Raw genomic sequence first — 25,105 nt, forward strand, 5'->3', positions numbered from 1 at the left:
GAGCATGCAAAAGCGCCCGCAAACGCGGGCGCTTTTTTTGTGGGCGTTCAAGCCGGCCGGCTACACCTCATCCGGCCCGTAGATCAGGTCGATAAACTCGCCGCGGTCGACGTCGCCAAAGTAGGCGTAGAGGTCAAAGCCTTTGAGCGCGGCTTCGATTTCGTCTTTGTCGTAGCGCACGCCGATAAGCGCGTTTTCAATGTCGCTGACCGGGCGCTGGCCGAAGAAATCACCGTAAATCTTGACGTTTTCAACGGTGCCGCCGCGCTTGACCTTGAGGCGAAAATCGATGATGCCGGCGGCAAAGTGGCGGGTGCGCTGAATGTCGAACGCCGGGGAGCGGCCGTAGTTCCAGTCCCAGCGGCGGTACTTTTCTTCGACCAGCGCGTTGATGCTTGCCCAGTCCTCGGCGGTCAGGCGGTAGGTCTGGCGCTCGACGCCGGCGGGAAAAAGGCCGGCGAGCAGCTTTTCCTTGAACGCCTCGGTCGACAGCGGCGCGTCCAAAAACTCGACAATGTTAGCCACCCGCGCCCGGGAAGACTTGTGCCCCTTGGACTGGATCTTGGTCATCTTCACGTCCAGCGCCTGGCTGACCTGGCTTAAATCGCAGTCCAAAAGCAGAGTGCCGTGGTTGAACATGCGCTTGGTCGAGGAAAACTGGGCGTTGCCGGAGATTTTCTTGTCGCCCACCACAATGTCGTTGCGGCCCTTCATTTCGGCTGCTACGCCCATGCCGTTGAGCACCTCGATGATGGGCGTGGCAAACTCCTTGAAGTTGTTCAGCTTGTTCTTGGAAAAATCGGTCATAAAGCTGAAGTTCAGGTTGCCGTGGTCGTGATAGACCGCGCCGCCGCCGGAGATGCGCCGCACCACGTGAATGCCTTGCGCGTCGATATAGGCCTGGTGGATTTCTTCCAGGGTGTTCTGGTTGCGCCCGATAATGATCGACGGCGCGTTGATGTAAAACAGCAGGTAGTCCTCGCCTTCGGGCAGGTGGCGAATGCAGTGTTCCTCGATGGCGAGGTTGACGTGGGGGTCGGTGACGCCTTCGTTGTCGATATAGATCATGGCGGCTCTGCCTTGGAAGCTGGACAAGAAACATGAGAACGTATCGCAACATGGTGACAGAACCTTTTCCGCACGCAAGCGCCCGGGTGCGGTCCCGCCGCGTTTCTTTGCCCGCCGAATATGGCACCATCGCCCGCTGAATAGCCCGCGTTTTTTATCTCAACGTTTTGCGAGTCGCCCTTGCCGTCCTCTGCCGTTCACCGCACCGTTCAGTCTGATAAAGCCCCCAGCCTGCGCCCCTATCAAAGCGAGGCCGTGGCCCGCGTGGTGGCGCATTTTCGCGCCTCGAGCGAGCCCGCCGTGGTGGTGCTGCCCACCGGCAGCGGCAAATCGCTGGTGATCGCCGAGCTTGCCCGCCTGGCCCGGGGCCGGGTGCTGGTGCTGGCGCACGTGCGCGAGCTGGTCGAGCAAAACCACGCCAAGTACGAGGCCTACGGCCTTCAAGCGGATATCTTCAGCGCGGGCTTAAAGCGCAAGGAGGCCGGCCGCCAGGTGGTGTTCGGCTCGGTGCAGTCGGTGGTGCGAAGCCCCGAGCGCTTCGCCGACGGCAATTTCACCCTGCTGGTGATCGACGAGTGCCACCGGGTCTCCCTCGACGAAAACGCCGGCTACCGCCGGGTGATCGACCATCTGCGCGGGCAAAACCCAAAGTTGAAGATTCTCGGCCTGACCGCCACGCCGTACCGGCTGGGGCAGGGCTTTATCTATCACCGCCACCACCACGGCATGGTGCGCGGCGAGGCGGACTGCTTTTTTCGCGACTGCGTGTTTGAGCAGCCGCTCAGACTGATGGTCAAACAGGGCTATCTCGCCCGGCCCGAGCGGCGGGACATGGCCGTTGAGCACTACGACTTCGCCGGGCTTGCGACCACCGAGAGCGGCGCGTTCAGCGAGGCGGCGATGAACCGCGTGGTGGCGGGCAATCGCGCCACGCCGGGCATCGTCGCCGACGTTATCGCCCGGGCGCAGAACCGGGCAGGCGTGATGATTTTTGCCGCCACCGTGGAACACGCCGAAGAAGTGCTGCGCTATCTGCCGGAAGGCGAGGCCGCGCTGATTACCGGCGCGACGCCGGCGCAAGAGCGCGCGGCGATTATTGCCGCCTTCAAGGCCCGCGAGATCAAGTACCTGGTCAACGTCGCGGTGCTGACCACCGGCTTCGACGCGCCCCACGTGGACGTGATCGCCATTTTGCGCCCTACGGAATCGGCCAGCCTCTACCATCAGATTATCGGCCGGGGGCTTAGGCTCTCGCCGGGCAAGGACGACTGCCTGATTCTCGACTACGCCGGCAACCCCTGGGATACCTACGCCCCGGAAGTGGGCGAGCCGCGCCCGGCAAGCGACAGCGAGCCGGTGCAGGTCATCTGCCCCGAGTGCGAGCACGCCAACCTGTTCTGGGGCAAATACGACGGCGAGCTGCTGCTTGAGCACTACGGCCGGCGCTGCCACGGGCTGGTGGAAGACGCCGAGGGCAGAGCCGTCCAGTGCAGCTTTCGCTTTCGCTTCAAGGTCTGCGACGAGTGCGGCGCGGAAAACGACATTGCCGCCCGGCGCTGCCACGGCTGCGAGCGGCTTTTGGTGGACGCCGACGACAAGCTGCGCGACGCGCTGAAGCTGAAGGACGCCCGGGTGCTCAGAGTCTCCGGCATGCAGCTTGCCGCCACCGCCAACGGGCGTGGGCTGCCGCGGCTGAAGGTAACCTACCACGACGAGGACGGCGCGACGCTTGACGAATGGTTTGCGCTGGAAACCGCCGCCCAGCGCCGGGCGTTTCAGGCGGTGTTTTTGCGCCGCCACCTGCGCGCCCCGGGGGTTGGCTGGCAGCCCGCCACGCCTGACGAGGTGGTGGCCGGGCGCAACCGCCTGCGCCACCCGGATTTCGTCGTCGGCCGCCTGAGCGGGCGCTATTTCAAGATACGCGAGAAGCTTTTCGACTACGCCGGGCGCTACCGCAAAGCGGCTGAGGCGCAGTAGCCGCCCGCCTTGACGAATAAAGTCAAGTTAGTGTAATGCTGCAGGTTTTTTAATAACCGCGGAGAGCTTACCGGCGTGTTGTGGCAGGGGGTTGTATCGCGATAGACGCAAAAAGCGAGCAAGAGCAGGGGGCACGATAATGGGCCAACGCATGCACGGACGTTTGATCAAATGGACGGCCATCGTCTTCGTGCTGCTGGCAGGCGTGCTGTATATCGGCAAGATGCCGTACGACCAGATCTTGCGCGACGAGGTGCGCGCGCGCCATCAGCAGCTGATCAAAACCGCTGATATTCTGATTCAGGAAAAGCTGCTTGATTTGGAGCAGGATGCCTACCGGCTGTCGCTGCAAAGTGCGGTCAGCGGGTATCTGGACGCGCCAACGGTTGTGCGGCGCACCATCATGCAGCGTGCCCTGATAGATGCCAGCAATGCCTATCCGCGCTACGCCAAGATTCGCTACATTGACCGCGCAGGCATGGAGCAGATGCGGGTCAACGCAGCCCCGAGGACAATACCGCGCTGCAGGACCGCTCGCACACGGACTACGTCAAGAAAGGCTTGGCGCTTGAACCGGGCGAGACGTATCTTTCGCCGATGGATTTGAACATGGAGCGTGGCGAGCCGGAGTGCCCGCCCAGGCCCACGCTGCGCCTGGTGCGCCGGCTGGCCGACAGCCAGGGGCAGCCTCGCGGCATACTGGTGTTGAACTACTCGGCCGATAAGCTGCTGGCCCGCCTGCGCACGCTTTTTTCCGATCTTGATCAGCCCATGCTGCTGAACGCTGAAGGCTATTGGATGCTAAGCCCCGTTGCCGAAGATACCTGGGGCTGGCTGCTTGGCCGGCCGCAAAAGACGCTCAAAGCGCAGCGCCCGGCGCTTTGGAAGCGCATTCAGGCCGCGCCGGACGGCATGCTGGCGCTTGAGGGGGATCTGTTCAGCTATGCCCGCTTGAAGATCAGCCCGTCCGACGCGTGGATTGTGCTGATCCAGACCCGCAGCCCTGATTGGCACGTAGGGGCGGTGTATCTGCGGCCCTGGTTTCAGGCGCTGATTGTCGGGCTTTTTGCCATGGCCGCCGCGCTTGTGTATTTCGTGATCGCCGCCGGCGAGCAGCGCCGCGCCGCGCGCGAGGCAGAGTGTCGCCAGCTGGCCCAGTTCAAGGACCTTTACGACAACGCCCCGATTGGCTACATCACGTTGACGGCCACGGGGCTGATCACCAGCGTCAACCAGACCTTGCTGACCTGTTTGGGATACCGAAGTGATGAAAAGCTCAGCGGCCAGTATTTCTCGCAGCTGGTCAGCAACGCCTCGCGCCGGCAGCTCAGCGAGCTGCTGGCCTCGCTGAGCGCCGGCGAAGACATGCAGTGCCGGCTGGTGATATACCGCAAAAACGGCGAGCCGCTGACGGTGCTGTGCAGCGTGTCGTCGCTGATTTCCGAGGCCAACACGCTGATGGTGGGGCGCTGCAGCGTGCTGGACATCAGCCAGCAGGTCGCCCTGGAACAGTCCCTTGAACGCCTGGCCTACAGCGACCCGCTCACCGGGCTTGCCAACCGCCGCCACTTTGACGAGCTGGCCTACCGTGAAATCAAGCGTTTGCAGCGCGAAGGCGGCTCGCTTGCCGCGCTGGCGCTGGATATTGACCGCTTCAAGGTCGTCAACGACACCTACGGCCACGATATCGGGGATGAAGTGCTCAAATCGCTGGCCGATGTCTGCCGCTCGCAGCTGCGCGGCGGCGATATCATGGCGCGCTTTGGCGGCGAAGAATTCACCATTCTTCTGCCCGGCGCGGACGCCGCAGAAGGGCGCGCCAAGGCCGAGGCGCTGCGCGCTGGCGCAGACGCCGGTGGTAGTGGCCGACGTCGGCCCCATCCGCTATACGGTATCGATCGGCGTGGCGGTGCTTGAAAAGCCCGACGAAGCCCAGCTGACAGCGCTGCTCAAACAGGCCGACCAGGCGCTCTACCGGGCCAAGGAAACCGGCCGCAACCGCGTATGCGTTGCCGGCGTAAAAGACTAAGCGTCGGTAGACTTGCTAGACTGGCGCGCCGAAAAACGGCTTTTGGATAGCGAGACCCTGCGTGAGTGATACCCCCCTACCGGCGCCCGAAAACGCCGCGCCCGCCGGCGAGCCGGCCGCCCGGGCGCAGGCGCTGCTGTTTGACGAGCCGATTACCCGGCTGCCGGAAGATTTGTATATTCCGCCGGAAGCGCTGCGCGTGTTTCTGGAAGCCTTCGAAGGCCCGCTGGATCTTTTGCTGTACCTGATCCGCCGCCAGAACCTGGACATCTTGCGCGTTGATGTCGCCGCGATCACCCACCAGTACATCGAGTACGTGGAGCTGATGAAGGCCATGCAGATCGACCTGGCCGGGGAATATCTGCTCATGGCGGCCATGCTGGCCGAAATCAAATCGCGCACGCTGTTGCCGCGCCCGCCCCGGGAAGACGAGGACGAAGAAGACGACCCCCGGGCCGAGCTGATCCGCCGGCTGCAGGAATACGAACGCCTGAAAGAGACCGCCGAAACCCTGGATACCCTGCCGCGCACCGGGCGCGACTGGTTCAGCGCCCGGGCCGAGGTCGCCGCGCTTGACGCCCGGGTGGTGCCCCCGGAAGTCGGGCTTGACGAGCTGCTCGATGCGATGAGCGGCCTTCTCAAGCGCGCCGAGCTCAGCCAGCGACATGAAATCAGCCGCGAAGTGCTCTCCACCCGAGAGCGCATGCTGCGCATCATGGAGGTGCTGCACGCCGAGCGCTACACGCCGTTCGAGGCGCTTTTTACCCTGGAAGAAGGCCGCGCCGGGGTGGTGGTGACGTTCATGGCGCTGCTGGAGCTGGCCAAGGAAGCCGTGATTGATATCGTACAAAACGCGCCGCTGGCCCCCCTTCACGTTCGCGCCCGGGCCGCTGCGCCCGAGGCCGTCGAGCACGATGCGGACGGCGGCGAATCCGCCTTTGCCGACGAGGACTCCCCATGAGCGACGCCCCGGGCACCACCCTTGACGAGATCATCGAAGCCGCGCTGCTGGCCGCCGGCGAGCCGCTGGGCGTTGAACGGCTGGAAGCGCTGTTCGCCGAGGCCGAGCGCCCGGCCCGGGGCGAGCTGCGCCTGGCGCTTGGCCGGCTGCACAACCGCTACCAAAGCGGCGTGCTGGAGCTTGTGGAAAGCGCTTCCGGCCACCAGCTGCGCATTCGCCCGCGGTTTTCCCCCTGGGTTTCAAGGCTGTGGGACGAACGCCCGGCGCGCTATTCCCGGGCGCTTTTGGAAACCCTTGCGCTGATTGCCTACCGCCAGCCGGTCACCCGGGGCGACATCGAGGAGGTGCGCGGGGTGAGCGTCTCAAGCTCGATTATGCGCACGCTTTCCGAGCGCGGCTGGGTTCGCATCGTCGGGCATCGCGATGTGCCCGGCCGCCCGGCGGTGTACGCCACCACCCGCGGTTTTCTCGACGATTTCGGCCTGAAAACCCTGGACGCGCTGCCGCCTGCCCACGTGCTGGCAGGCGAGGACGACGCGGGGCAAAAAGCCCTTGCCGAGGATGAAAAAACGCGCCACGATGCGCCCTTCAAGACGGCAGCGCCGGAAAAGCGCGATGCCGACCACCACGCCGCGACGGCGTTAACCCGGCCGCTGAGCTTTGCCGATCTGGAAGCACGGCTGGCGGCCCGTGCCGGGCGCCCGGCACAGGACGACGAGCGCCCGGACGAGCATTCCAAGAGGTCAGACGACCATGCGTCAGAATAAAACCCCCGAAAACAAGCCGGCCCCCAGCGGCGAAAAGCTGCAGAAAGTGCTGGCCCGCGCGGGCCTGGGCTCGCGCCGTGAAATGGAAACCGCCATTGCCGACGGGCGCGTCAAGGTCAACGGCGCGCTTGCCACCCTGGGCGATCGCGTCGAGCCCCGGGACAGCGTCGCCTTTGACGAACGCCCGGTAACGCTGAAAGCCGAGCAGGAAACCCCGCGCCGGGTGATCATGTACAACAAGCCCGAAGGCGAGCTTTGCACCCGCAAGGACCCCGAAGGGCGGCGCACGGTGTTCGAGCGCCTGCCGCGGCTGAAAGGCGAGCGCTGGATCGCCATTGGCCGGCTGGACATCAACACCAGCGGGCTTTTGCTGTTCACCACCGACGGCGAGCTGGCCAACCGCTTGATGCACCCCTCCACCCAGATCGAGCGCGAATACGCCGTGCGCGTGATGGGCGAGGTCAAGCAGGAAAACGTCGTCGCCATGGTGGAAGGCGTGATGCTCGAAGACGGCCCGGCGCGCTTTACCGACGTGCAGGAATTCGGCGGCGAAGGCATCAACACCTGGTTTCACGTAGTGATTCTTGAGGGCCGCAACCGCGAGGTGCGCAGGCTCTGGGAATCCCAGGCGCTTACCGTCAGCCGCTTGAAGCGCGTGCGCTACGGCAATATCTTCCTTGACAAGCGGGCCAAAGCCGGAGAATGGGTAGAGCTTAGCCAGGACGAAGTGGACGACCTGGCCGCCCTGGCCGATCTGCCCGCGCGCAAGGTCCCTGAGCTGACCCCGGATGAGAAAAACCGCTGGAGCCGCGACAAAAACAAGCGCCGCCCGGTGCAGGCCATGCGCAACCCCAAGCCCAAACGCCCGCGGCGCTAAGCCCTTTCGAAAAAAGCAAAAAAACGCTTGCGAGCGGAAGGCCTTATCCGTAGTATATGCATCCGTTCGAGGGGGTCGTTAGCTCAGTTGGTAGAGCAGTTGGCTTTTAACCAATTGGTCGTAGGTTCGAATCCTACACGACCCACCATCGAACCTGCTAACGGGTCGTTAGCTCAGTTGGTAGAGCAGTTGGCTTTTAACCAATTGGTCGTAGGTTCGAATCCTACACGACCCACCAGATTCAGCGCCCCCGGCAGTTTTCTGCCGGGGGCGTTTTGTTTTGTGGCTGGATATGCCGCGCGGCGACTTCCGACAGGCGTGCGCCTTCACCGAGCGTGCTGTATGACCGAGCGTGCTATGATGCCGGCCAGATTCGCTTTCGCTAAAGGAACCCGGCGCTATGTCACTGATAGCCGACGCGGTGCTCAAAAAGCACGTACAGCCGCCCACCGCAATACCGCAAGATCACCTGGCGACGATTACCGCCTGGAAAAACAGCATTGTCAGCGGTGATATACAGCGCCAGAACGAGGTGGCGCTGCACGCGCCGTTTACCCAGCGGATTTTGGGCACGCTGCTGGGCTATGAAAGCTTCGGCCAGGGGGAGTGCTATACCGTTGCGCGGGAGTACGGCATTGCCCGCGGCGCGGTGGATATCGCCCTGGGGCAGTTTTACGGTGAACGTGAGCGCGACCGGGTCAAGGCCGTGTTGGAAGTCAAAGGCGCGAAAACCCGCGATCTCGATGCCATCATGCCCGGCCGGCACAAAAGCCCGGTGCAGCAAGCCTGGGAATATGCCCGCGATGTCAAGGGCGTGGAGTGGGTGCTGGTCACCAACTACTGCGAAATCCGCCTGTACCACGTCGGCGAAACCTCGCTGGTGTACGAGACCTTTGACCTGGCCGCGCTGGATGACCCCTGGGAGTACGCGCGTTTTCAGCTGTGCTTAAGCGCCGATAATCTGCTCAACGACCGCCCGCTTGCGCTGCTGCGCCAGACCCAGCAGGCCGACAAGGACATCACCGCGCGGCTTTATCAGGACTACAAGCGCCTGCGCGAAACGCTGATTGTGCATCTGATGGCCGCCAACCCCGAGTGGGAAGCGGCCAGGCTGGTGCCCGTTGCGCAAAAGCTGCTGGACCGCATTTTGTTTCTGGCCTTCGCCGAAGATACCGGGCTGATCCCGGATAGCGCGATTGCCCAGGCCTACCAGCACGCCGACCCCTACAACCCGCGCCCGGTGTACGACAACTTCAAAGGGCTTTTCCGCGCCGTTGATAAAGGCAGCAAGGCGCTGAACATTCCCGCCTATAACGGCGGTCTGTTTGCCGAAGACGCCGAGCTTGACAGCCTTTGCGTCAGCGACGAGCTGTGCGAGGCGTTCAAGGATCTGGCCGAGTATGACTTTGCCTCAGAGGTCTCGGTTACCGTGCTCGGGCGTATTTTCGAGCAGTCGATTACCGATCTGGAAACGCTGGCCGAGCAGCTGGCGCGCGGCGACGTCATCACCCCGCAAGACAACGCCCGCTCGGTACGCGGGCAGCGTGCCTTGCACGGCGTGGTCTACACCCCGGATAACATTACCGCCTTTATGGTGGAGCAAACCCTGGGCCGCTATCTGCAGCGCCGGTTTTCGCGCCTGCTGGAAAGCTACGGCCAGCTGAAAAACGACGGCAGCATCCAGTGGAAGCGCGGCAAGCAGACCGAGCTGAAGTTCTGGTACGCCTGGCAGGACGCGCTGCAGCATATCCGCGTGGTTGACCCCGCCTGCGGCTCGGGGGCGTTTTTGCTTGCCGCCTTTGACTTTCTTCACGCCGAGTACCAGCGCATCAACGACAAGCTCGCCGAGCTTACCGGCCAGCCCGGCGTGCTCGATCTCAACAAGGAAATCCTCAACCACAACCTGTACGGCGTGGATATCAACGCCGAATCCATCGAAATCACCAAACTCTCGCTTTGGCTGAAAACCGCCGAGCGCGGCAAGCCGCTGACCAGCCTTGACGCCTGTTTGCGCGACGGCAACAGCCTGGGGCTGACCCGGCCTGCCGCGGGCAGCGAATTTTGCTGGCATGCGGCCTTCCCCGACATCTTTGCCGACGGCGGCTTTGACGTGGTGCTGGGCAACCCGCCGTACGTGCGCCAGGAGCGCTTTGCCGCGCTAAAACCCTGGCTTGAGGCCGGCTATCAGGTCTATCACGGCGTAGCCGACCTGTACGCCTACTTTTTCGAGCTGGGGCTTAACTTGCTCAAACCCGGTGGCCTGCTGGGCTACATCAGCTCCTCGACGTTTTTTAAAACCAACGCCGGCACGCCCCTGCGGCGCTACCTGGCCGAGCGCACCTGCCTGCAAAGCGTGGTGGATTTCGGCGATCTGCAGCTGTTTGAAGGCGTGACCACCTACCCGGCCATTCTGGTGATGGAAAACGCCGCGCCGGCGTCGGACCACCGGCTGGAAATACTCAATCTGACCGATGATCTGCCGGAAAACCTGGGCCAGCGCTTTAACCAGGCCTACGGCACCATGCCGCAAAGCCGGCTGAATGAAGCCGGCTGGCAGCTGGAAGACGAAACCCTGGCCGCGCTGCGCCACAAGCTCACCCACGCCGACGACGGCACGCCGTACCCCAGCCTGAAAGACGTGTACGGCTCGCCGCTATACGGGATTAAAACCGGCTGTAACAAAGCCTTTGTAATCGACCAGGCAACCCGGGATGCGCTGGTGGCCGAAGACCCCGCCTCAGCCGAGGTGCTCAAGCCCTTCCTGGAAGGCAAGGACCTGAAAAAGTGGCATGCCCAGAACCGGCAGCGATGGCTGATATTTGCCCGGCGCGGAATGGATATTGATGCGTATCCAGCTATTAAAAACTATTTAATGGGTTTTAAGAATGAGCTGGAAGGGCGCTCTTCAAGCGGGCACCAATGGTATGAAATTAGTAGCGTGGTGGCCTATCACGAAAATTTTTATAAAACAAAAATTGTGTATCCAGATATATCTGAAATGAGCAAAATGTCGCTTGATAAAAGTGGTCATTTCCTTGCCGATACAGCCTTTTTTATTCCATATGCTGACACGTTTCTCATGGGGCTTTTAAATTCAAAGGCAGTCGATTTTATTTTCCGCGCAACTAGCACGCGAGCGCGTGGTGGTTACTATCGCTACAAAGCGCAATATGTGGAAACGCTGCCGATTCCGCCGGCGTCCGACGCAGAGCAGGCCGCCATCGCCAAGCTCGCCGAGCACTGCCAGCACACCGCCGAGCAGCGCCAGCGGGTGGCAGAGCGCTTCGCTCAGCGCCTGTGCGATGATCTTTGCCCTGCAGGCCACAACCCCAAGCTCAACACCAAAAGCCGCCAGTGGTGGCAGCAGGACTTCAAGACCTTGCAGGCCGAGGTGAAAAAAAGCTTTAAGCTCAAGGCCCGGGACGTGCTGATCCCGCTGGCCGAGCGCGACGACTGGGAAGACTACTTTATGGCCCGCCAGGCCGAAGTCGCCCGGCTGGACGAAGTGCTGGCCGCCGCCGAGGCCAAGCTTAACCGGGCGGTTAACGCGCTGTTTGGCATAACGCCGGAAGAGCAGACCTGCCTGTAGGCCGCCGCCCGGACGGGGCATGCTTGCCACGGCGCGTTTTCTCCCGGCAAAATAGCCGGCGGTGCACAGGGCCGGCCCCCGCGAAAGACGCCGCGGCCGGCCCGGGGCGCGGCGCGTACCGAGCGCGCCGCGATCGATGTTCAACAGGGGGATTCCCTGTTTATCGCAGTGGTAGACACAATGACAATCATGCCTTCTCCGGCGAGCGCGCCTGCGCTTGCCCCCGCCGCTTACGGCCCCACCCGTCGCTCCGCCGAGGACGAGGCCCGCATAGCCGAGATCAAGCGTCTGCTCAAAGCGCAAAACGCCGTGCTGGTGGCCCACTACTACACCGACGACGCCATCCAGCAGCTGGCCGAGCAGACCGGCGGCTGCGTGGCCGACTCGCTGGAAATGGCCCGCTTCGGCGCCCGCCACGAAGCCGAGACCCTGGTGGTGGCCGGGGTGCGCTTCATGGGGGAAACCGCCAAGATTCTCTCGCCGGAAAAACGCGTGCTGATGCCCACCCTTGAGGCCACCTGCTCGCTGGACGTGGGCTGTGCGCCGGACGAATTCAGCGCCTTTTGCGACGCCCACCCGGAGCGCACCGTGGTGGTCTACGCCAACACCTCAGCGGCGGTAAAAGCGCGCGCCGACTGGGTGGTAACGTCCTCCATCGCGGTGGACGTGATCGAGCACCTGCAGGCCCGGGGGGAAAAAATCCTCTGGGCGCCGGACAAGCATCTGGGCGGCTATATTCAGCAGAAAACCGGCGCGGATATGCTGATGTGGGACGGCGCCTGCATCGTCCATGAAGAGTTCAAGGCCCGGGGTGTGGAAGACATGAAGCGCCTGTACCCCGAGGCCGCCGTGCTGGTGCACCCGGAATCTCCGGCCTCGGTGGTGGCCCTTGCCGACGTGGCCGGCTCAACCTCGCAGCTGATCAAGGCGGCCAGAGCGCTGCCCCACGACACCCTGGTGGTGGCTACCGACCGGGGGATTTTCTTCAAAATGCAGCAGGCCGTGCCGGAGAAAACCCTGTTTGAAGCGCCCACGGCGGGCAACGGGGCCACCTGCAAAAGCTGTGCTCACTGCCCGTGGATGGCGATGAACGCGCTGGATAACCTGGCCGGCGCGCTGCGCGAGGGCCGCGGCGAAATTCACGTCGGCGATGCGCTGCGCGAAAAAGCGCTGGCGCCGCTGGAGCGCATGCTCAACTTTAACGCGTAATGCAGCGCCTCGGCGTAGCGTTGCGCGCGGCAGTCCGCTCTTGCCGGGCCCGCCGGCCTGCAGCACAAGGGCTGTAGCCGGGCCGGCGGCGGTTACGAAAATTCCTCCAGTGCTTCGCGGTAGTCGATAAACGCTTCCCGGCGGGAGGCGATGCGCGCCTCAAGCCCCGGGCGGTTGTTGCGTTTGGCGGCGTCCAGAGCCAGATCCAGCTGGCGGATGCCCTTGTCAATGCGCCCGGTCAGCTGCAGGTATTCTGCCTTGGCCAGGCGGCCTTCGGCGACGTGACCGCTGCGCCCGGCGGCTTCGGCCAGCAGGGTAAAGCCCTGGGGGTTTTCCGGGTGGGCGTCGGTTATGTCGCGCAGCTGCCGGTAGGCGGCTTCGGGGGCGCGCTGGAGCTGGGCTTCGGCCAGCGTCAGCCGGGCGGGCAGGTAGTCGGGAATCAGCCGCAGCAGCCGCTGGGCGCGGCGGATGGCGTCGTCGACCCGGCGTGCGTTCAGGGCGATGCGGGCGGCCGAGGCCGGCAGCAAGGCCAGGTCCGGGTGCTGTTCGGCCAGTTGATCCATAGCGGCAAGCGCACGCGACGCTTGGCCTTGCTCGGCGTCGATGAGCGCTTCGAGATAGCGGATGGCGCCCTTGGCGGCGCTGTCCTGGCGCAGAGTGGTCAGCGCCTGCTGCGGGGCGTTGCTGTGCAGGTGCAGCAGCGCCCGGGCGCGCACCATGTCATACAGGGTGTCGTCCTGATAGGCATCGGCGACGGTGAGCTGGGCCGCCCGGGACTGGGCGTCGCTGAGCCGGCTTTCGCTGACCGGGTGGCTGAGCAGAAACTCCGGCGGGGTGTCGCCCTGCAGCCGCGCCATGCGCTGCATGGCGCGGAACATGCGCACCATGTCGGCGGGCGGGTAGCCGGCATCGGCCAGGGTTTGCATGCCCATGCGGTCGGCTTCGCGTTCAAAGCGCCGGGAGTAGCGCAGCTGATCTTGCAGCATCGCGGCCTGCGAGCCCATGGCGGTGGCAAGCCCGGCGCTGCCCGCGCCGCTTGCGGCCAGCACCATGCCGGTGAGCATGGCGGCCATGGCGGGCAGCTGGGTTTGCCCGGCGCGCTTTTGGCCCCGGGCAAAATGGCGCTGGGCCAGATGGCCAAGCTCGTGGGCCAGCACCGAGGCAAACGCACCTTCGTCCGGGGCGAAGGCGTAAAGCCCGGCGTTGATGCCGATCACACCGCCAGGCACGGCAAAGGCGTTGAGCGAGCCGTTATCCACCATCACGCTTACGGGCAGCTCGCCGTTAAGGTGGCTGTAGGGTGCTAGCCGCGCGATCAGCCGGTCAAGGTAGTCGTGCGCCACGGGGTCTTGCCACTGCGGCGCGTGGGCGCGGAACTGGCGCAGCCAGGCGCGGCCCAGGCGCGCTTCTTTGTTGCTGGCGGCATGGGAGACCCCGCCCAGCGAGGGCAGGCGGTAGTCGGTCGTCGCCGCACTGACCGGCATGCTCAAGGGCAGGGTAGCGGCCAGCAGCGTGGCGCAAAGCCGGCCAAAAACGTAGCGCAGGCGATACATGGCGTCCTCGCGGTGGTTAAAAAGGCCGTGACACAAGCGCTTAAAGGGCGCGTGCCGCAGGCAAAGTGCCCTCCATGCTAACGGTATCGTAGCGTACGTGCGAAAAGTGCCGGGGAGAAAGTGCCTGCCCCCATGAAACCGCCGGTAGCCTTTGCGGCTATCGCCCGGCCGGGGGCGAGCACTGCGAGATGAGGGCCGCCGGCATCAACAGGCCCGCCCGGGGCACGGCGCACCCCGGGCGGGCTATTCTTGAAAGCAGGGTATTCTTGAAAGCGGGCTGGCTTTGAAACCGGACTAGCCTTGAAGTTTGATCGTGCCGTGCATGCCGGCTTCGTAGTGGCCGGGTATGTTGCAGGCATATTCCAGCGCGTCCACGTCTTCAGGCGCGGTCCACAAAAGCGTGGCGGTTTCGCCCGGCGCCACGGTCACCGAAGGCATGCCGCCGCCGTGGCTGTGCCCGTCGCTGCCGTGGCCGCGGCCTTGGTTTTTTTGCATCATGAGGCGATGCTCTTTTTGCGCCTGGGTGTTTCCAATAACGAATTCGTGTTTCACGCGGCCTGTGTTGGTGACGACGAACTTGACGGTGTTGCCCGGCGCTATGCGTAGCGCTTGCGGGTCAAACCACATGTCCCCGGCGTTGAATTCAATGGTGCGGTCGAGCTCGGCGTTTGCCGGATCGGCGTGAGAACCGCTGTGCTCTCCTGTCGCCCAAACGGGCGCGGCTGCCAGGCTCAGGGCTACAATCATGAGCGTTTTGGTCATTGTGCTGCCTCCTTGAAAGGTGTCAGGGGCCATTGATACACCGCTTGTCTGAAATCAGGCTGAATAGGCGACATTTTCATACCCCCGCTGACGTTTAGGGTGTTCACCATGACGCAAAAAGCTGAACCACGGCTGACAAGCCGTCAATCAACGCCGTCGGCAACGGGGATCGTCACCTGCACGTCAAGCCCGCCCGCAGCGCCGGCGTTGAACTGTGTCTTTCCTGCATAGCGGGTCACCAGCTGGTCCAGAATCGACAGGCCCAGCCCGTACCCGGGGTGCTGTTCATCGAGGCGCATGCCGCGCTGCCCCAGGTGGGGCAGGTATTGTTCGCTGATGCCGGGGCCGTCGTCGGCCACGCGGATACGCAGCGCATCGGTGACGGTCAGGCGGCAAGTCACGTCTCGATGTGCCCATTTCCCTGCGTTATCGAGCAAAATGCCCAGCATTTCGGAGAAATCCTGGGATTCCACCGGCACGCGCGCCTCCTTGTCGGCCTGTGTGTCCAGACGAAACGTCTTGTCCGGGTAGAGGCTGCGAAACATGTCTATCAGGCGCGAGGCGTCCCGGTGCGGCAGTGACATGCGCCCGGCGTGAGGACCGGCAATGCGCGAGCGGCGCAGCTCTGAGTCCAGCAGCGCATGGATTTCCTCAAGGCGCTCAACGAGTTTTTGCCGCCGCGCTTCATCGATGGGGCGCGACCCTCGCAGCACTTGCGTGACGGCGGCCAGCGGTGTCTTGAGCGCGTGGGACAGGTTGGCCACGGAATCCCGGGAGCGCTGCAGGCGGCTGTCGATTTCATCCATAAAGCGGTTGAGCTGGGAAGTCAGGCCGTCCAGCTCTGCAGGCACGTCCGAGGACAGGCGGTCACGCCTGCCCAGCTGAAGCTGTTCGAGCTGTCGGCGCAGGCGGGACAGCGGTATCAGCGCGCGGTTGACGGCAAACAGGTTCAGCGTAATCAGCAGCACCAGCAGCACAGCCGAGATGCCGGCGACCCACCAGTGCAGCTGCGAGAGGCCCTGTTCCACCCGGGAAAAGTCTTCGCCCACCAGCAGCACGCCGGACTTTCCTTCCAGCACGAAAGGCTGCCGGTAGACCAGCAGGTGCTGCCCGTTCTGGCTGACTTCCACATGGGCTTCATTGCGCTGATTCAGCAGCGGGGCCAGCGCACTTTGCCAGCGCTTGTCGGAGGCCGATACGTTGCCCGCAAAGCGCAGCACGTACAGGTGGTGGAAAATCTGCGAGCCCCGGCTGGCGGTTTCCAAAACCGCCGGGGTAGAGACGCCACCCTGCTGCAGCTGCTCTACGGCATAGCGGGCCTCTCGCTCCAGGCGCTCTCCGAGAAAGTCGCGCGCCAGGTCTTCGAGCAGAATGCCGTGCAAAAGCCAGGTGGTGCCCGTCACCACAAGGGCGATACCCGAAAGCCAGGCCAGCAGGCGAACGCGCAGGCTGCGCCGGTTAACGGGAAACAAAGACATACCCCTGGCCACGGCGGGTCTGGATCATGTGTTTACCGATATGGCGGCGCAGGCGCGCAATATAGACCTCCACCAGATTGGGGGCGGCCGCGTCCTGGTCGAGTGCGTAAAGCTGGTTGAGCAGGCGCTCTTTGGACAGCACTCGGTCGGCGTGGTGCATCATGTAGCGCAGCAGGCGAAACTCGGTGCCGGTCAGGGAGCGCCAGTCCCCGCCGGCAACGCTCAGACACTGGCTGGCTTCATCCAGCGAGATACCGTTGAGCGTGAGCCGTGCGGCGACATGGCCGGTGCGCCGGCGCAACAGCGCCTTGATGCGCGCGATCAGTTCGGCTTCGTGGAAGGGCTTGGTCAGGTAGTCGTCGGCGCCGGTTTCCAGGCCGTTGACCTTGTCTTCCCAGGTATCCCGGGCGGTGAGGATGAGCACCGGCGTAAGGCAGCCTGCCTGTCGCCACTGCGACAGTAGGCGCAAACCCGAGCCGTCGGGCAGGCCGAGATCGAGAATGACCAGCGCGTAGTCTTCGGTTTTCATAAGCGAGCCGGCCACCGCCAGAGAGGGGGCCAGATCCACTCGATACCCGTGGTCTTTGAGGCTTTCGATCAAACTTTCCGCCAGCAGATCGTCGTCTTCGAGAAACAATAGCTTCATGGCAGGCTACCTCTGGGCGTGGATGCAGCCGGACAGGCCGGCTTTGTCGTGGCCCCGGTATCCGGTTTGAGGATGACAGACGACATGCTACCGCCGTATTCGTTTGCCGCAAAAGCAAGGGTGGCGGCAACGCGCACTTGAACGTGACACCGGGCTTGCCGGCCGATGAGGAAAAATGGACGGACTGACAGGCTACACGGGGCTTTTTTTGACGGCGCTGGGGGCCGCGACGCTGTTGCCCATGCAGTCCGAGGCCGTGCTGGTGGGGCTTTTGCTCCATGATCAGCACATGGTCTGGACGCTGGTGGCGGTGGCCGCTGCGGGCAATACCCTGGGCTCGACGCTCAACTGGCTGCTGGGGCTTTACGTGGAACGTTTGCAGCATAAGCGCTGGTTTCCCGCCAGCGAGAAAGGGCTGGCCCGGGCCCGGCGCACCTATCACCGCTACGGCCGCTGGTCGCTGCTGCTGAGCTGGATGCCCGTCGTGGGGGACCCGCTGACCGTGATCGCCGGCATCATGCGCGAGCCGCTGTGGAGCTTTCTGCCCATTGTGGCGCTGGCCAAGACGCTGCGCTACGCGGTGCTGGCCGCGCCGTTCTGGGTGTGAACGGCGCCGGTGCGCGACCTTGACCTGAGTGCCGGGCAAAGGTATCAAACTGCACGTAAAAGCATCATAGACCACCATTATGCGCATCTGTAAGGCAGGGTTATCATGGAGCTGCTGACGCTTCTACTGATATTGCTGCTGGGGCTGGGCGGCGGTTTGCTGCTGCAGCGGTGGCCGGGCCGGCACGGCGCGAGCCCGACCTACCCCCAGCGGGCGCCGTTTCTGGGCGGGGGCACGCCGGATACCCACGCCTGGAGCCGCTACCACATACGCTACTATCCCATGACGCTTTTATTGATCGCCTTCGAAATGGAGATGATGTTCATGTACCCGTGGGCCGCGGTCTATGTGGAACAAGGCATGAAAGCGGTGATGGAAATGGGCATGTTTTTGTCCATCCTCGGCGTCGGCATTGTATACGGCTGGCGAGAGGGAGTGTTCAAGTGGCAGTAAGCTGGCTTTCGCGCCTGGCCGTGCGCGGCCCGGCCACGGTGTTTCCGGCCTTGGGCATGCACGGGGAAGACGCCCTGTACCGGCTGGCCCGGGACCCCGGCATTGCGCTGGTGGACACCCCGCGCCACGCCGCGATACTGCTGGTCGCCGGCGGCGTGCCGCCCCATTTGCAAGACGCCCTGCGCCGGGTGCACGACCAGCTGCCGGCCCCTTGTGCCACGCTCTGGTACCAAAGCGAGCCGCTGCTGGAGCTGAATCAGCCCGGCGCCGTCATCATCGATGACCCGGCGGCGTTGCCCGGCGCGGTGAAAAAGACCTGGCGCCGGCTGATCACCCGGGAGCAGGACACCGCCCCCCGGCTGCTGCCGGATACTCCGCCCAACCCCTGGCAGGGGCTGGGTGACGACGGCCACGGCGGTGAAGGCATGATGGGCGGCGTGCCCTACGGCCGGCCCATGGCCATGCCGCCCACGCCGGATCTGCGCGACGGCCTGGCGCTGGACGTGCTGACGTTTCGGCTGGGGCCGTTTTTTCCGCTGTGGCCGGCGGGGCTCGCAGCCGAGGTGGCGCTGCAGGGCGATATCGTGCAGCAGTTTGCCGTGGTGTCCCCGGCGTTTCCCCAGGCCGTGCCGCAAATTTTTGTTGAGGCCCAAAGCCGGCCGGTGGCCATCGCCGAGCTGGAGCGCAAGCGCGTTCAACATCATCTATACGCTTTTTTTCACGCTCTGGGGCTGGCGCACCTGCCGGGTCTTGCCCGGCGCGCGCTGGCCCTCGCCGAGCAGTGCGACAGCCGGCCCGTCCAGGCGCTGGATAAAGCCTTCACGGCGTTTGAGCGGGCGCTGGTTCGCCGCGGTTTTTTTGCCCTGTATCTGCCCCGGGGTGCCACGCTTGAGGGCGAAGACGCCCGGGCCCTGGGCGGCGTGGCCGCCCGCGCAGCCGGCGTAGAAGACGATGCCCGCCACGCCGATGACGGCTACCGCCGGCTGGGGTTTTCCCCCGTTACCCAGCAGGCCGGCGACGTGCCGGCGCGCTGGCGCCAGCGCCTGGCGGAAATCCAGCAGTCCCTGCGGCTGATTGGCCGGGCCGAGCAAGGCGACGCCGTCACGGCCGCGACCGATTCGATCGAGCTGCCGCAGGGAACGGGCAGCGCCCATGAGCTGCTGGAAAACCAGCTGCCGGGGCTTGAGTGGAGCGAGGCGCTGGCCACCGTGGCCAGTCTGGACGTAGCGGAGGTGTCGCCATGGCCGCATCCGTGATGCTCGAACAGCTGTTTTGGCCGCCGGTGCTGGTGTTTGCCGTGCTGGGCGGCGGCGTGTATCTCTGGGCGGTGCTGGACGGCCTGGCCGCGCGCCTGCTGGGGCCGCCACAGGCGCAAAGCGTGTGGCTGAGCCCCTTGAGCCGGGGCGCGTGGCTGCTGGTCCAGCAGGCCAACACCACCGAAGCGCCGGACCTTTGGGGCTGGCGGCTGGCACCGGCGCTGTATCTCGCGCTGGCGGCGGTGGGGCTGGCGCTGGTGCCCTGGTCGCGTGACTGGGTGGCGACGGATCTGGCCACCAGCCTGGTGCTGTGGGGCAGCGTGGAGGCGCTGGCCACCGTGGTGATATTTCTCCACGGCTGGTCGGCCAACAGCCATTTTGCCCTGATGGGGGCCTATCGCTACGTGGCGCTGGGGCTCTCCTACCTTCTGATCAGCATGTTTGTGCTGATCGGAGCGGCGCTGCCGGCGGAGTCGCTGGCGCTGACTCAAATCGTGACCTCCCAGGAGGACGTGTGGAACATCGTGCGCCAGCCGCTGGGCCTGCCGCTGTTTTTGCTGGTGGGGCTGGCGCTGACCTTTCGCGGCCCGTTCAACCTGGCCGACACCCGGGATATGGCCGGCGGTACCGGCGTTGCGGTGTCAGGCCCGCCGCGGCTGGTGTGGGCGCTTGCCCGCAGCGCCATGCTGGTGGCCTTTAGCGGCATTGCGGCTACGGTGTTTCTCGGCGGCTGGCTGGGGCCGTGGCTGCCCGGGCCGCTGTGGGTGGTGCTCAAGATGCTGGCGGTGCTCGCCGTGCTGGCCGGGCTGGGGCGCTGGTTTGCGGTGGTTTCTCCGTCGCGGTGTCTGAGCCTGATGTGGCTGGTGCTGTTGCCGCTTTCGTTTGTCGATCTTGTCTGGGCCGGAGTGGTGGCGCTTTTATGAACACTTCTATCGGTGTGGATGTGGCCTTTTGGCTGCTCGCGGTGTTTGCCGTTTATACCGGGTGGCGGGTGTTTCGCACTGACTCCATGGTGCGGGCCTCGTTTTTTCTGCTGCTGTCCTTTATTGCCGTGGGCGCGATCATGCTGCTGCTGTCGGCGGTGTACCTGGGCGTGGCGATGTTTTTCATGATGGGCGTCGAGATGATGGTCATGGCGCTGTTCATGGTGATGTTCATGATGAACCCGGCGGGCCTCAATCCCATGATGATGGTGCACCAGCACAAACTTTCCATCGGCGCGGGGGTGGCCGGCTTTGCCATACTCGCGGCCATGGCGCTGCTGGCCGGCTTCCCGCAGCAGGCGCTGCCGGCGGATCTTGAGCCTGTGGCCTCCCTGGGCCATGAGCTGATGGGCGACTCGATGCTGATATTCGAGTCCGCAGGCGTTGTGCTGCTGGCCACCATGATTGGCGTGGTGGTGCTTTCAAGCCCCCGGGGGCGCTTTGGCTCGGCCCAGCACGGCTCGATGCCGCCGGGACTTGAACCCGGCGGGGACCCGGCAGGCATGCCCGAAAAAAGCGAAGAAGCCGGCGGGCACCATCACCATCACCACGGCCACTAACAGGAGCGGACCATGACCTTGACCGCGGTATTGCTGCTGGCAGCGGCGCTGATCGGCATCGGCATTTACGGCACGCTTTCCCAGCAGTCCTTCGTGATGTTGATGATGGGGCTTGAGCTGATGCTTAACGGCGTGATGCTGGCGGCCGTGGGCTTCTGGGCCATGAGCGGTGCCGGCGCGCCCGAAGGGCAGCTTCTGACCATTGTGGTCATGGCGGTCATGGCCATTGAAATGGCCATGGGGTTTGCCCTTGTCGTGGCGGTGTATCGCGGCAAGCAGGCGGATGTCACCGAGTCCATCGCGGATCTGAAGGGCTGACAACATGATGCTGTGGATTGCCCCGTTACTGCCGGTGCTCATGGCACCGCTGATCTACCTTGTCGGCCGCCGAGAAGGGCGGGTGGGCGTCACGCTGCTGGCGCTGCTCGCTTTGGTGGCAACTATCGCCACGATCGTTGCGGGCACGCTGATCCCGGGGAGCATTCAGCCATGGCAGGGCAGCTACACGCTGAACGCCGCGCTGGCGCTGAAGGTGGGGCTGACACCGGCGAGTCAATTCATGGCGCTGGCGATCCCTCTTATGGCGCTTCCGGTGGTGCTGTTCGCCGGTGCCCACGAGCGCGCCCCGCTGGGCCGGCTGCTGGCAATCATGGTGGCCTTTGTGGGGGCCATGGAGATGCTGGTGCTGGCCCGGGATCTGCTCACCCTGCTGGTGGCCTGGGAGCTGATCGGGGCCTGTTCCTGGGCGCTTGTGCTTCACCGCTGGCAGAGCGGCGACACGGTGAAAAACGCCGCTCAGGTCTTTCTGGTCACGCGCTTTGGCGATCTGGGGCTGTATATCGCCGCCGCAGCCGTGTTCGCGGGCAGCGGCAGCTTTGACTATCAGCAGCTGGCCGAACTGGACGGCGGCCTGCTGCAGGTGGCCGCGGCGGGCATTCTGCTCGCCGCCGTGGCCAAGTCGGCCCAGGTGCCGTTCTCTGCCTGGCTGTTTGCTGCGATGGCCGGCCCGGTGTCGGTGTCGGCGCTGCTCCATGCCGCCACGCTGGTGGCCGCCGGCATGTACCTGCTGGCGCGGCTTCAGCCGCTGCTGGCGGAGGTGGCGTGGCTGATGCCGGCCACTATGCTGATCGGGCTGGCAACGGCGCTTTTGGGCGGCGTGACAAGCCTGATGCAGGGCCATGCCAAGCGGCTGCTGGCCGCGTCGACCTCGGCCCAGTACGGGCTGATGTGGGTGGCCATCGGCGCCGGGTTCCCCGGCGTGGCGCTGCTGCATTTCTTGAGCCACGGCTTTTTCAAGGCCGGCCTGTTTTTAACCACCGGCGTGGCCGAGCGCAAGGTTCAGAGCTATCAGCTTGACGACATGCGCCTGGGGGATCGCCTGCCGATGATCGCTTTGATTAGCGGCACCTTCGCCCTGGCGCTAGCCGGCATGGTGCCGCTGGGGGCGGCCTGGACCAAGGAGCAAATCGTCTCGGCGGCCTATGCCGCCTCGCCGTGGCTGGCGGCTGGGGTGCTGCTGGCCGGGGGGCTGAGTGCCATGTACGCCACGCGCTTTCAGCTGGCGGCGTTTGGCCCCGTTCGCGGCTGGCGTGCCCGGCGGCGCGCGTCATCGCTTTCAGGCACTCGCCGGCTTGAGGGTGTGGCGCTGGGTGCGCTCTGCGCGCTGACCCTGGGGCTTTCCCTTTTGTGGTGGCCCGAGGCTCGGCGCTGGCTGCAGCCGCCGGCGTGGGCGCTGGCGGAAAGCCACCTCTGGCTGCTGGGCGTATCGCTTGCGCTGGCGGTAGCGGGCATTGGTCTTGGCGCGGCGCTGGTGCAGCGAGGCCGTCCCCGCGGGCAAAAAGGCTGGGTGCGCCTCGCCCGTGGCTGGTGGGGGCTTGAGCCCCTGACGCGCGGCGTGGGCACCGCCGTGGTGGCGCTGAGCAGCGGCCTGGCGCGGTTTGATCGCGACGTGCTGGAAAGCGCCACCCTGCGGCTCTCCGGGCAGGCATCCCGCGCCGCCGCTGCTCTGGCCCGGCGCGATGCGGAGGGCGTCGAGGCCAGCCTGCACGGCAGCGCGTCGGCGGTGACCCGGATAGCTGCGTTCGGCGCGACCGCCGGCGAAGCCCTGTCGGAACGGCTGCCCGAAACCCTTTCCCGGCTGGCCAATCGCGGCGGCGGCCGCGCGCGTCAAACCCAGTCCGGGCAGACCCATCATTACTACGCCGGTATGGCCATCGGCTTTGCCGTTTTATTGATCCTGCTGTTAATCGGCGATGCGCTGTAAGGAGCAAACCCCGTGATGTTGACCCTGGCCTGGTGCTTACCGTTATTGGGTGCGTTGCTGCTGGCTTTTGTCCCGGGCTGGACGGCGCGCAGCGCCCGCGCCTTTGCCACCCTGGTAGCAGCTGCCGCGCTGCTGATTCTTGTCGTGGCCTGGTTTGGTTTCGATCCCGACGGGCCGCTCTTTCAACACGTATGGGAAGTGCCCTGGGTGCCGTCCATCGGCGTGGCCTATCGGGTCGGGGTCGACGGCATCGCGCTGGCGGTGGTGACCATGAGCGCGCTGATTTTTGTCGCCGCCGTTGCCTACCCGCTGGATACCCCAAAAGACGCGCAGCCCGCGCCGGCGCATCAGTATTACGGCTGGATGCTGTTCTTGATGGCCACGTCGCTGGCGGTATTTCTGGTGCTGGATCTGCTGCTGTTTTACGTGTTTTTTGATCTAAGCCTGGTGGGCATGTACTTCCTCATTGGGCGCTGGGGGCACGGCCGGCCCCAGCGCTCCGCGCTGACGTTCTTCCTGTGTAACTATTCAGGTGGCGTCGGGTGAGACTCGCCAACCCGCTGTTCCTTCAGGCATAGTACCGTCATTCGACTCCCCCACCCAGCAGGCAACATGACCATCAGAGATATCAACGTCGACGAGGCCCTCGAGCGGGTCCGGCAGCAGCTCAAGGAAGACCGCACGGTCTCTCCTTCGCTGCGCGCCGCGATCGACGTCCTGATGCTGCTGGTCAAGCTGATGGCGGACCGGCTGGCGACCAGCAGCCGCAATAGCAGCAAGCCGCCGTCACAGGACCTCAACCGCCAACGCCGCTCCCGGGCAAAGGGCGAGCGTCGCCCCGGCGGGCAACCGGGTCACGAAGGCAGGACGCTGGAGCCGGTTACCGACCCGGATGAGGTCGTATCGTTGCGCGTCGATCGCCGCACTCTGCCCAACAAGGGGAGAGCGTATCACTCGGTCGGCGTTGAGAAGCGTCAGGTCCAGGACATCGTGATCCAGTCGGTGGTGACCGAGTACCAGGCCGAGGTGCTGGAGGATGATCGGGGCCAACGCCATGTAGCGCCGTTTCCCGACGGCGTGACCCGCCCGATCCAGTATGGCCCGCGTCTCAAGGCGCATGCCGTCTATCTCTCCCAATACCAGCTGCTGCCTTATGCGCGCATTCGGGAGCTGCTGACGTCGCAGTATGGCCTGTCACTGAGCACCGGCACCCTGTTTGCCTTCAACCAGGAGGCCTGCCGACGAGCCGAGCCCTTTGCCGAGTGGGTGATCCCGGCGCTACGTGAAGCGGCTACCGTGCATGCCGATGAAACCGGGATGCAGGTCGGTGGCAAGCGCTACTGGCTGCACTGCGCCTCGAATGAAGCCTTGACCTACCTGGCGCCTCATGCAAAGCGCGGCCAGGAGGCCATGGACGCCATCGGCATCCTGCCTTACGTCCAGGGAGTACTGGTGCATGATCATTGGAAGCCCTATTACCGCTACCACGATTGCCGGCACGCGCTGTGCAATGCCCATCACCTTCGCGAACTGACCGGCGTCCGGGACAACGACCAGCAAACCTGGGCGACGTCGCTGCATGATCGGCTGTTGGCCATGAATCGCGCCGTCGATGAGGCGGGAGGCTGCCTCCCGGCAGACGAGGCGCAGCGCTGGCGAGTTCGCTACCGGGACTGCCTGGCGGAGGGTGAGGCCGAATGTCCGCCACCGGCCAGGCCACCCCCCGGAACCCGTGGGCGCACCAGGCGCACCAAAGCGCGCAACCTGCTCGAACGCCTCCGGGCGTATGAGGATGACGTGCTGCGCTTCCTCGAGGATCCTGCCGTTCCCTTCACCAACAACCAGGGAGAGCGCGACCTGCGGATGACAAAGGTCCAGCAGAAGATCTCGGGCTGTTTCCGCTCGTGGGAAGGGGCGGAGATCTTCTGTCGGATGCGCAGTTTCCTCTCGACGGCCGTTAAACAGGGCCTGGCGGCGCACACGGCGCTGGAGCAACTGTTTGCCGGTGAGGTGCCTGCCTTCATGCGAGAGGACGAGCTGGATCAGGCAGCATGAGCTAAATAGTTA

At 64.6% G+C, this 25,105-nt stretch carries 21 protein-coding genes, 2 tRNA genes and 1 pseudogene; 19 read left to right on the forward strand and 5 right to left on the reverse strand.

From position 1 onward, the window contains the following. Positions 1–60 precede the first annotated feature (60 nt). Complete coding sequence (locus ACZ415_RS06905; protein ID WP_344704408.1) at positions 61–1,068, reverse strand: lipoate--protein ligase; 1,008 nt, start codon at positions 1,066–1,068, stop codon at positions 61–63. A 180-nt stretch (positions 1,069–1,248) separates the two neighbouring features. Here ACZ415_RS06905 and ACZ415_RS06910 point away from each other — a divergent pair, with 180 nt between their 5' ends. The 10 genes and pseudogenes from ACZ415_RS06910 to nadA all read left to right on the forward strand — a co-directional run bounded on the left by ACZ415_RS06910 (position 1,249) and on the right by nadA (position 12,477). Next, complete coding sequence (locus tag ACZ415_RS06910) at positions 1,249–3,045, forward strand: DNA repair helicase RadD (RefSeq protein WP_344704410.1); 1,797 nt, start codon at positions 1,249–1,251, stop codon at positions 3,043–3,045. 151 nt (positions 3,046–3,196) lie between these two features. Beyond that, complete coding sequence (locus tag ACZ415_RS06915) at positions 3,197–3,652, forward strand: hypothetical protein (RefSeq protein ID WP_344704412.1); 456 nt, start codon at positions 3,197–3,199, stop codon at positions 3,650–3,652. After that, positions 3,607–5,074 (forward strand): annotated as a pseudogene (locus ACZ415_RS06920) (sensor domain-containing diguanylate cyclase). The gene ACZ415_RS06915 and the pseudogene ACZ415_RS06920 overlap by 46 nt, the downstream one beginning before the upstream one ends. A 61-nt stretch (positions 5,075–5,135) precedes the next feature. Further along, complete coding sequence (locus tag ACZ415_RS06925; protein WP_344704414.1) at positions 5,136–6,035, forward strand: segregation and condensation protein A; 900 nt, start codon at positions 5,136–5,138, stop codon at positions 6,033–6,035. Continuing rightward, on the forward strand, positions 6,032–6,802 hold the full coding sequence (scpB, locus tag ACZ415_RS06930; protein ID WP_344704416.1) for an SMC-Scp complex subunit ScpB: 771 nt from the start codon (positions 6,032–6,034) through the stop codon (positions 6,800–6,802). Before ACZ415_RS06925 ends, scpB begins: the two co-directional genes overlap by 4 nt. After that, positions 6,789–7,679, forward strand: a complete 891-nt coding sequence (gene rluB / locus ACZ415_RS06935; protein ID WP_344704418.1) for a 23S rRNA pseudouridine(2605) synthase RluB — start codon at positions 6,789–6,791, stop codon at positions 7,677–7,679. Before scpB ends, rluB begins: the two co-directional genes overlap by 14 nt. A gap of 72 nt (positions 7,680–7,751) precedes the next feature. Further along, a tRNA-Lys gene (locus ACZ415_RS06940) sits at positions 7,752–7,827 on the forward strand. Positions 7,828–7,841: 14 nt separating this feature from the next. Beyond that, positions 7,842–7,917 (forward strand) — tRNA-Lys (locus tag ACZ415_RS06945). Positions 7,918–8,079: 162 nt separating this feature from the next. Further along, a complete protein-coding gene (locus tag ACZ415_RS06950; protein WP_344704420.1) occupies positions 8,080–11,268 on the forward strand; it encodes an Eco57I restriction-modification methylase domain-containing protein in 3,189 nt (1,062 codons plus the stop codon). Positions 11,269–11,457: 189 nt separating this feature from the next. After that, positions 11,458–12,477 carry a quinolinate synthase NadA gene (gene nadA / locus ACZ415_RS06955; protein ID WP_344704455.1) on the forward strand — a complete coding sequence of 340 codons (1,020 nt, stop codon included), beginning with the start codon at positions 11,458–11,460 and terminating at the stop codon, positions 12,475–12,477. 92 nt (positions 12,478–12,569) lie between these two features. Here the strand turns inward: nadA and ACZ415_RS06960 are convergent, their stop codons facing one another. From ACZ415_RS06960 to ACZ415_RS06975, 4 genes are all read right to left on the reverse strand, one after another. Beyond that, positions 12,570–14,030: a M48 family metalloprotease gene (locus tag ACZ415_RS06960; protein WP_344704422.1), complete on the reverse strand. Its 1,461-nt coding sequence runs from the start codon at positions 14,028–14,030 to the stop codon at positions 12,570–12,572. 294 nt (positions 14,031–14,324) lie between these two features. Beyond that, complete coding sequence (locus ACZ415_RS06965) at positions 14,325–14,792, reverse strand: cupredoxin domain-containing protein (RefSeq protein ID WP_344704424.1); 468 nt, start codon at positions 14,790–14,792, stop codon at positions 14,325–14,327. 143 nt (positions 14,793–14,935) lie between these two features. Next, a complete protein-coding gene (locus ACZ415_RS06970) occupies positions 14,936–16,270 on the reverse strand; it encodes a sensor histidine kinase (RefSeq protein WP_344704426.1) in 1,335 nt (444 codons plus the stop codon). Next, a complete protein-coding gene (locus ACZ415_RS06975) occupies positions 16,251–16,916 on the reverse strand; it encodes a response regulator transcription factor (protein WP_344704428.1) in 666 nt (221 codons plus the stop codon). Before ACZ415_RS06975 ends, ACZ415_RS06970 begins: the two co-directional genes overlap by 20 nt. A 175-nt stretch (positions 16,917–17,091) precedes the next feature. Here ACZ415_RS06975 and ACZ415_RS06980 point away from each other — a divergent pair, with 175 nt between their 5' ends. The 9 genes from ACZ415_RS06980 to tnpC all read left to right on the forward strand — a co-directional run bounded on the left by ACZ415_RS06980 (position 17,092) and on the right by tnpC (position 25,093). Continuing rightward, entirely contained in the window at positions 17,092–17,523 is a 432-nt protein-coding gene (locus ACZ415_RS06980) for a YqaA family protein (RefSeq protein WP_344704430.1), read from the forward strand. A 105-nt stretch (positions 17,524–17,628) separates the two neighbouring features. After that, positions 17,629–17,976 carry an NADH-quinone oxidoreductase subunit A gene (locus tag ACZ415_RS06985; protein ID WP_344704432.1) on the forward strand — a complete coding sequence of 116 codons (348 nt, stop codon included), beginning with the start codon at positions 17,629–17,631 and terminating at the stop codon, positions 17,974–17,976. Beyond that, the gene (locus ACZ415_RS06990) at positions 17,967–19,232 is read left to right on the forward strand and encodes an NADH-quinone oxidoreductase subunit D-related protein (protein WP_344704434.1); all 1,266 of its coding nucleotides are present in this window, start codon (positions 17,967–17,969) and stop codon (positions 19,230–19,232) included. The genes ACZ415_RS06985 and ACZ415_RS06990 overlap by 10 nt, the downstream gene beginning before the upstream one ends. Then, the gene (locus ACZ415_RS06995; RefSeq protein WP_344704437.1) at positions 19,217–20,155 is read left to right on the forward strand and encodes a complex I subunit 1 family protein; all 939 of its coding nucleotides are present in this window, start codon (positions 19,217–19,219) and stop codon (positions 20,153–20,155) included. The genes ACZ415_RS06990 and ACZ415_RS06995 overlap by 16 nt, the downstream gene beginning before the upstream one ends. Beyond that, complete coding sequence (locus ACZ415_RS07000; RefSeq protein WP_344704439.1) at positions 20,152–20,775, forward strand: NADH-quinone oxidoreductase subunit J family protein; 624 nt, start codon at positions 20,152–20,154, stop codon at positions 20,773–20,775. Before ACZ415_RS06995 ends, ACZ415_RS07000 begins: the two co-directional genes overlap by 4 nt. 12 nt (positions 20,776–20,787) lie before the next feature. Then, positions 20,788–21,093 (forward strand): NADH-quinone oxidoreductase subunit NuoK, encoded by a 306-nt coding sequence (gene nuoK / locus ACZ415_RS07005; protein ID WP_344704441.1) that lies wholly within the window; start codon positions 20,788–20,790, stop codon positions 21,091–21,093. 4 nt (positions 21,094–21,097) lie between these two features. After that, complete coding sequence (locus ACZ415_RS07010; protein ID WP_344704443.1) at positions 21,098–23,038, forward strand: NADH-quinone oxidoreductase subunit 5 family protein; 1,941 nt, start codon at positions 21,098–21,100, stop codon at positions 23,036–23,038. A 12-nt stretch (positions 23,039–23,050) separates the two neighbouring features. After that, positions 23,051–23,584, forward strand: coding sequence for a hypothetical protein (locus ACZ415_RS07015; RefSeq protein ID WP_344704445.1), 534 nt, complete (start codon positions 23,051–23,053; stop codon positions 23,582–23,584). 66 nt (positions 23,585–23,650) lie between these two features. Continuing rightward, positions 23,651–25,093: an IS66 family transposase gene (tnpC, locus tag ACZ415_RS07020; RefSeq protein ID WP_464387713.1), complete on the forward strand. Its 1,443-nt coding sequence runs from the start codon at positions 23,651–23,653 to the stop codon at positions 25,091–25,093. The last annotated feature ends 12 nt before the right edge of the window (positions 25,094–25,105 follow it).

It is taken from the genome of Halomonas cibimaris (genome assembly GCF_055379665.1).

What these genes read in the sequence shown, in the direction of transcription:
- scpB (WP_344704416.1), top strand. Translation starts at nt 6,032, where the DNA reads ATGAGCGACGCCCCGGGCACCACCCTTGACGAGATCATCGAAGCCGCG.
- nadA (WP_344704455.1), top strand. Translation starts at nt 11,458, where the DNA reads ATGCCTTCTCCGGCGAGCGCGCCTGCGCTTGCCCCCGCCGCTTACGGC.
- tnpC (WP_464387713.1), top strand. Translation starts at nt 23,651, where the DNA reads ATGACCATCAGAGATATCAACGTCGACGAGGCCCTCGAGCGGGTCCGG.
- ACZ415_RS06965 (WP_344704424.1), bottom strand. Translation starts at nt 14,792, where the DNA reads ATGACCAAAACGCTCATGATTGTAGCCCTGAGCCTGGCAGCCGCGCCC.
- ACZ415_RS06970 (WP_344704426.1), bottom strand. Translation starts at nt 16,270, where the DNA reads ATGTCTTTGTTTCCCGTTAACCGGCGCAGCCTGCGCGTTCGCCTGCTG.
- ACZ415_RS06960 (WP_344704422.1), bottom strand. Translation starts at nt 14,030, where the DNA reads ATGTATCGCCTGCGCTACGTTTTTGGCCGGCTTTGCGCCACGCTGCTG.
- nuoK (WP_344704441.1), top strand. Translation starts at nt 20,788, where the DNA reads ATGACCTTGACCGCGGTATTGCTGCTGGCAGCGGCGCTGATCGGCATC.
- ACZ415_RS07010 (WP_344704443.1), top strand. Translation starts at nt 21,098, where the DNA reads ATGATGCTGTGGATTGCCCCGTTACTGCCGGTGCTCATGGCACCGCTG.
- ACZ415_RS06995 (WP_344704437.1), top strand. Translation starts at nt 19,217, where the DNA reads ATGGCCGCATCCGTGATGCTCGAACAGCTGTTTTGGCCGCCGGTGCTG.
- ACZ415_RS07000 (WP_344704439.1), top strand. Translation starts at nt 20,152, where the DNA reads ATGAACACTTCTATCGGTGTGGATGTGGCCTTTTGGCTGCTCGCGGTG.
- ACZ415_RS06985 (WP_344704432.1), top strand. Translation starts at nt 17,629, where the DNA reads ATGGAGCTGCTGACGCTTCTACTGATATTGCTGCTGGGGCTGGGCGGC.
- ACZ415_RS06905 (WP_344704408.1), bottom strand. Translation starts at nt 1,068, where the DNA reads ATGATCTATATCGACAACGAAGGCGTCACCGACCCCCACGTCAACCTC.
- ACZ415_RS06980 (WP_344704430.1), top strand. Translation starts at nt 17,092, where the DNA reads ATGGACGGACTGACAGGCTACACGGGGCTTTTTTTGACGGCGCTGGGG.
- ACZ415_RS06915 (WP_344704412.1), top strand. Translation starts at nt 3,197, where the DNA reads ATGCACGGACGTTTGATCAAATGGACGGCCATCGTCTTCGTGCTGCTG.
- rluB (WP_344704418.1), top strand. Translation starts at nt 6,789, where the DNA reads ATGCGTCAGAATAAAACCCCCGAAAACAAGCCGGCCCCCAGCGGCGAA.
- ACZ415_RS06975 (WP_344704428.1), bottom strand. Translation starts at nt 16,916, where the DNA reads ATGAAGCTATTGTTTCTCGAAGACGACGATCTGCTGGCGGAAAGTTTG.
- ACZ415_RS06950 (WP_344704420.1), top strand. Translation starts at nt 8,080, where the DNA reads ATGTCACTGATAGCCGACGCGGTGCTCAAAAAGCACGTACAGCCGCCC.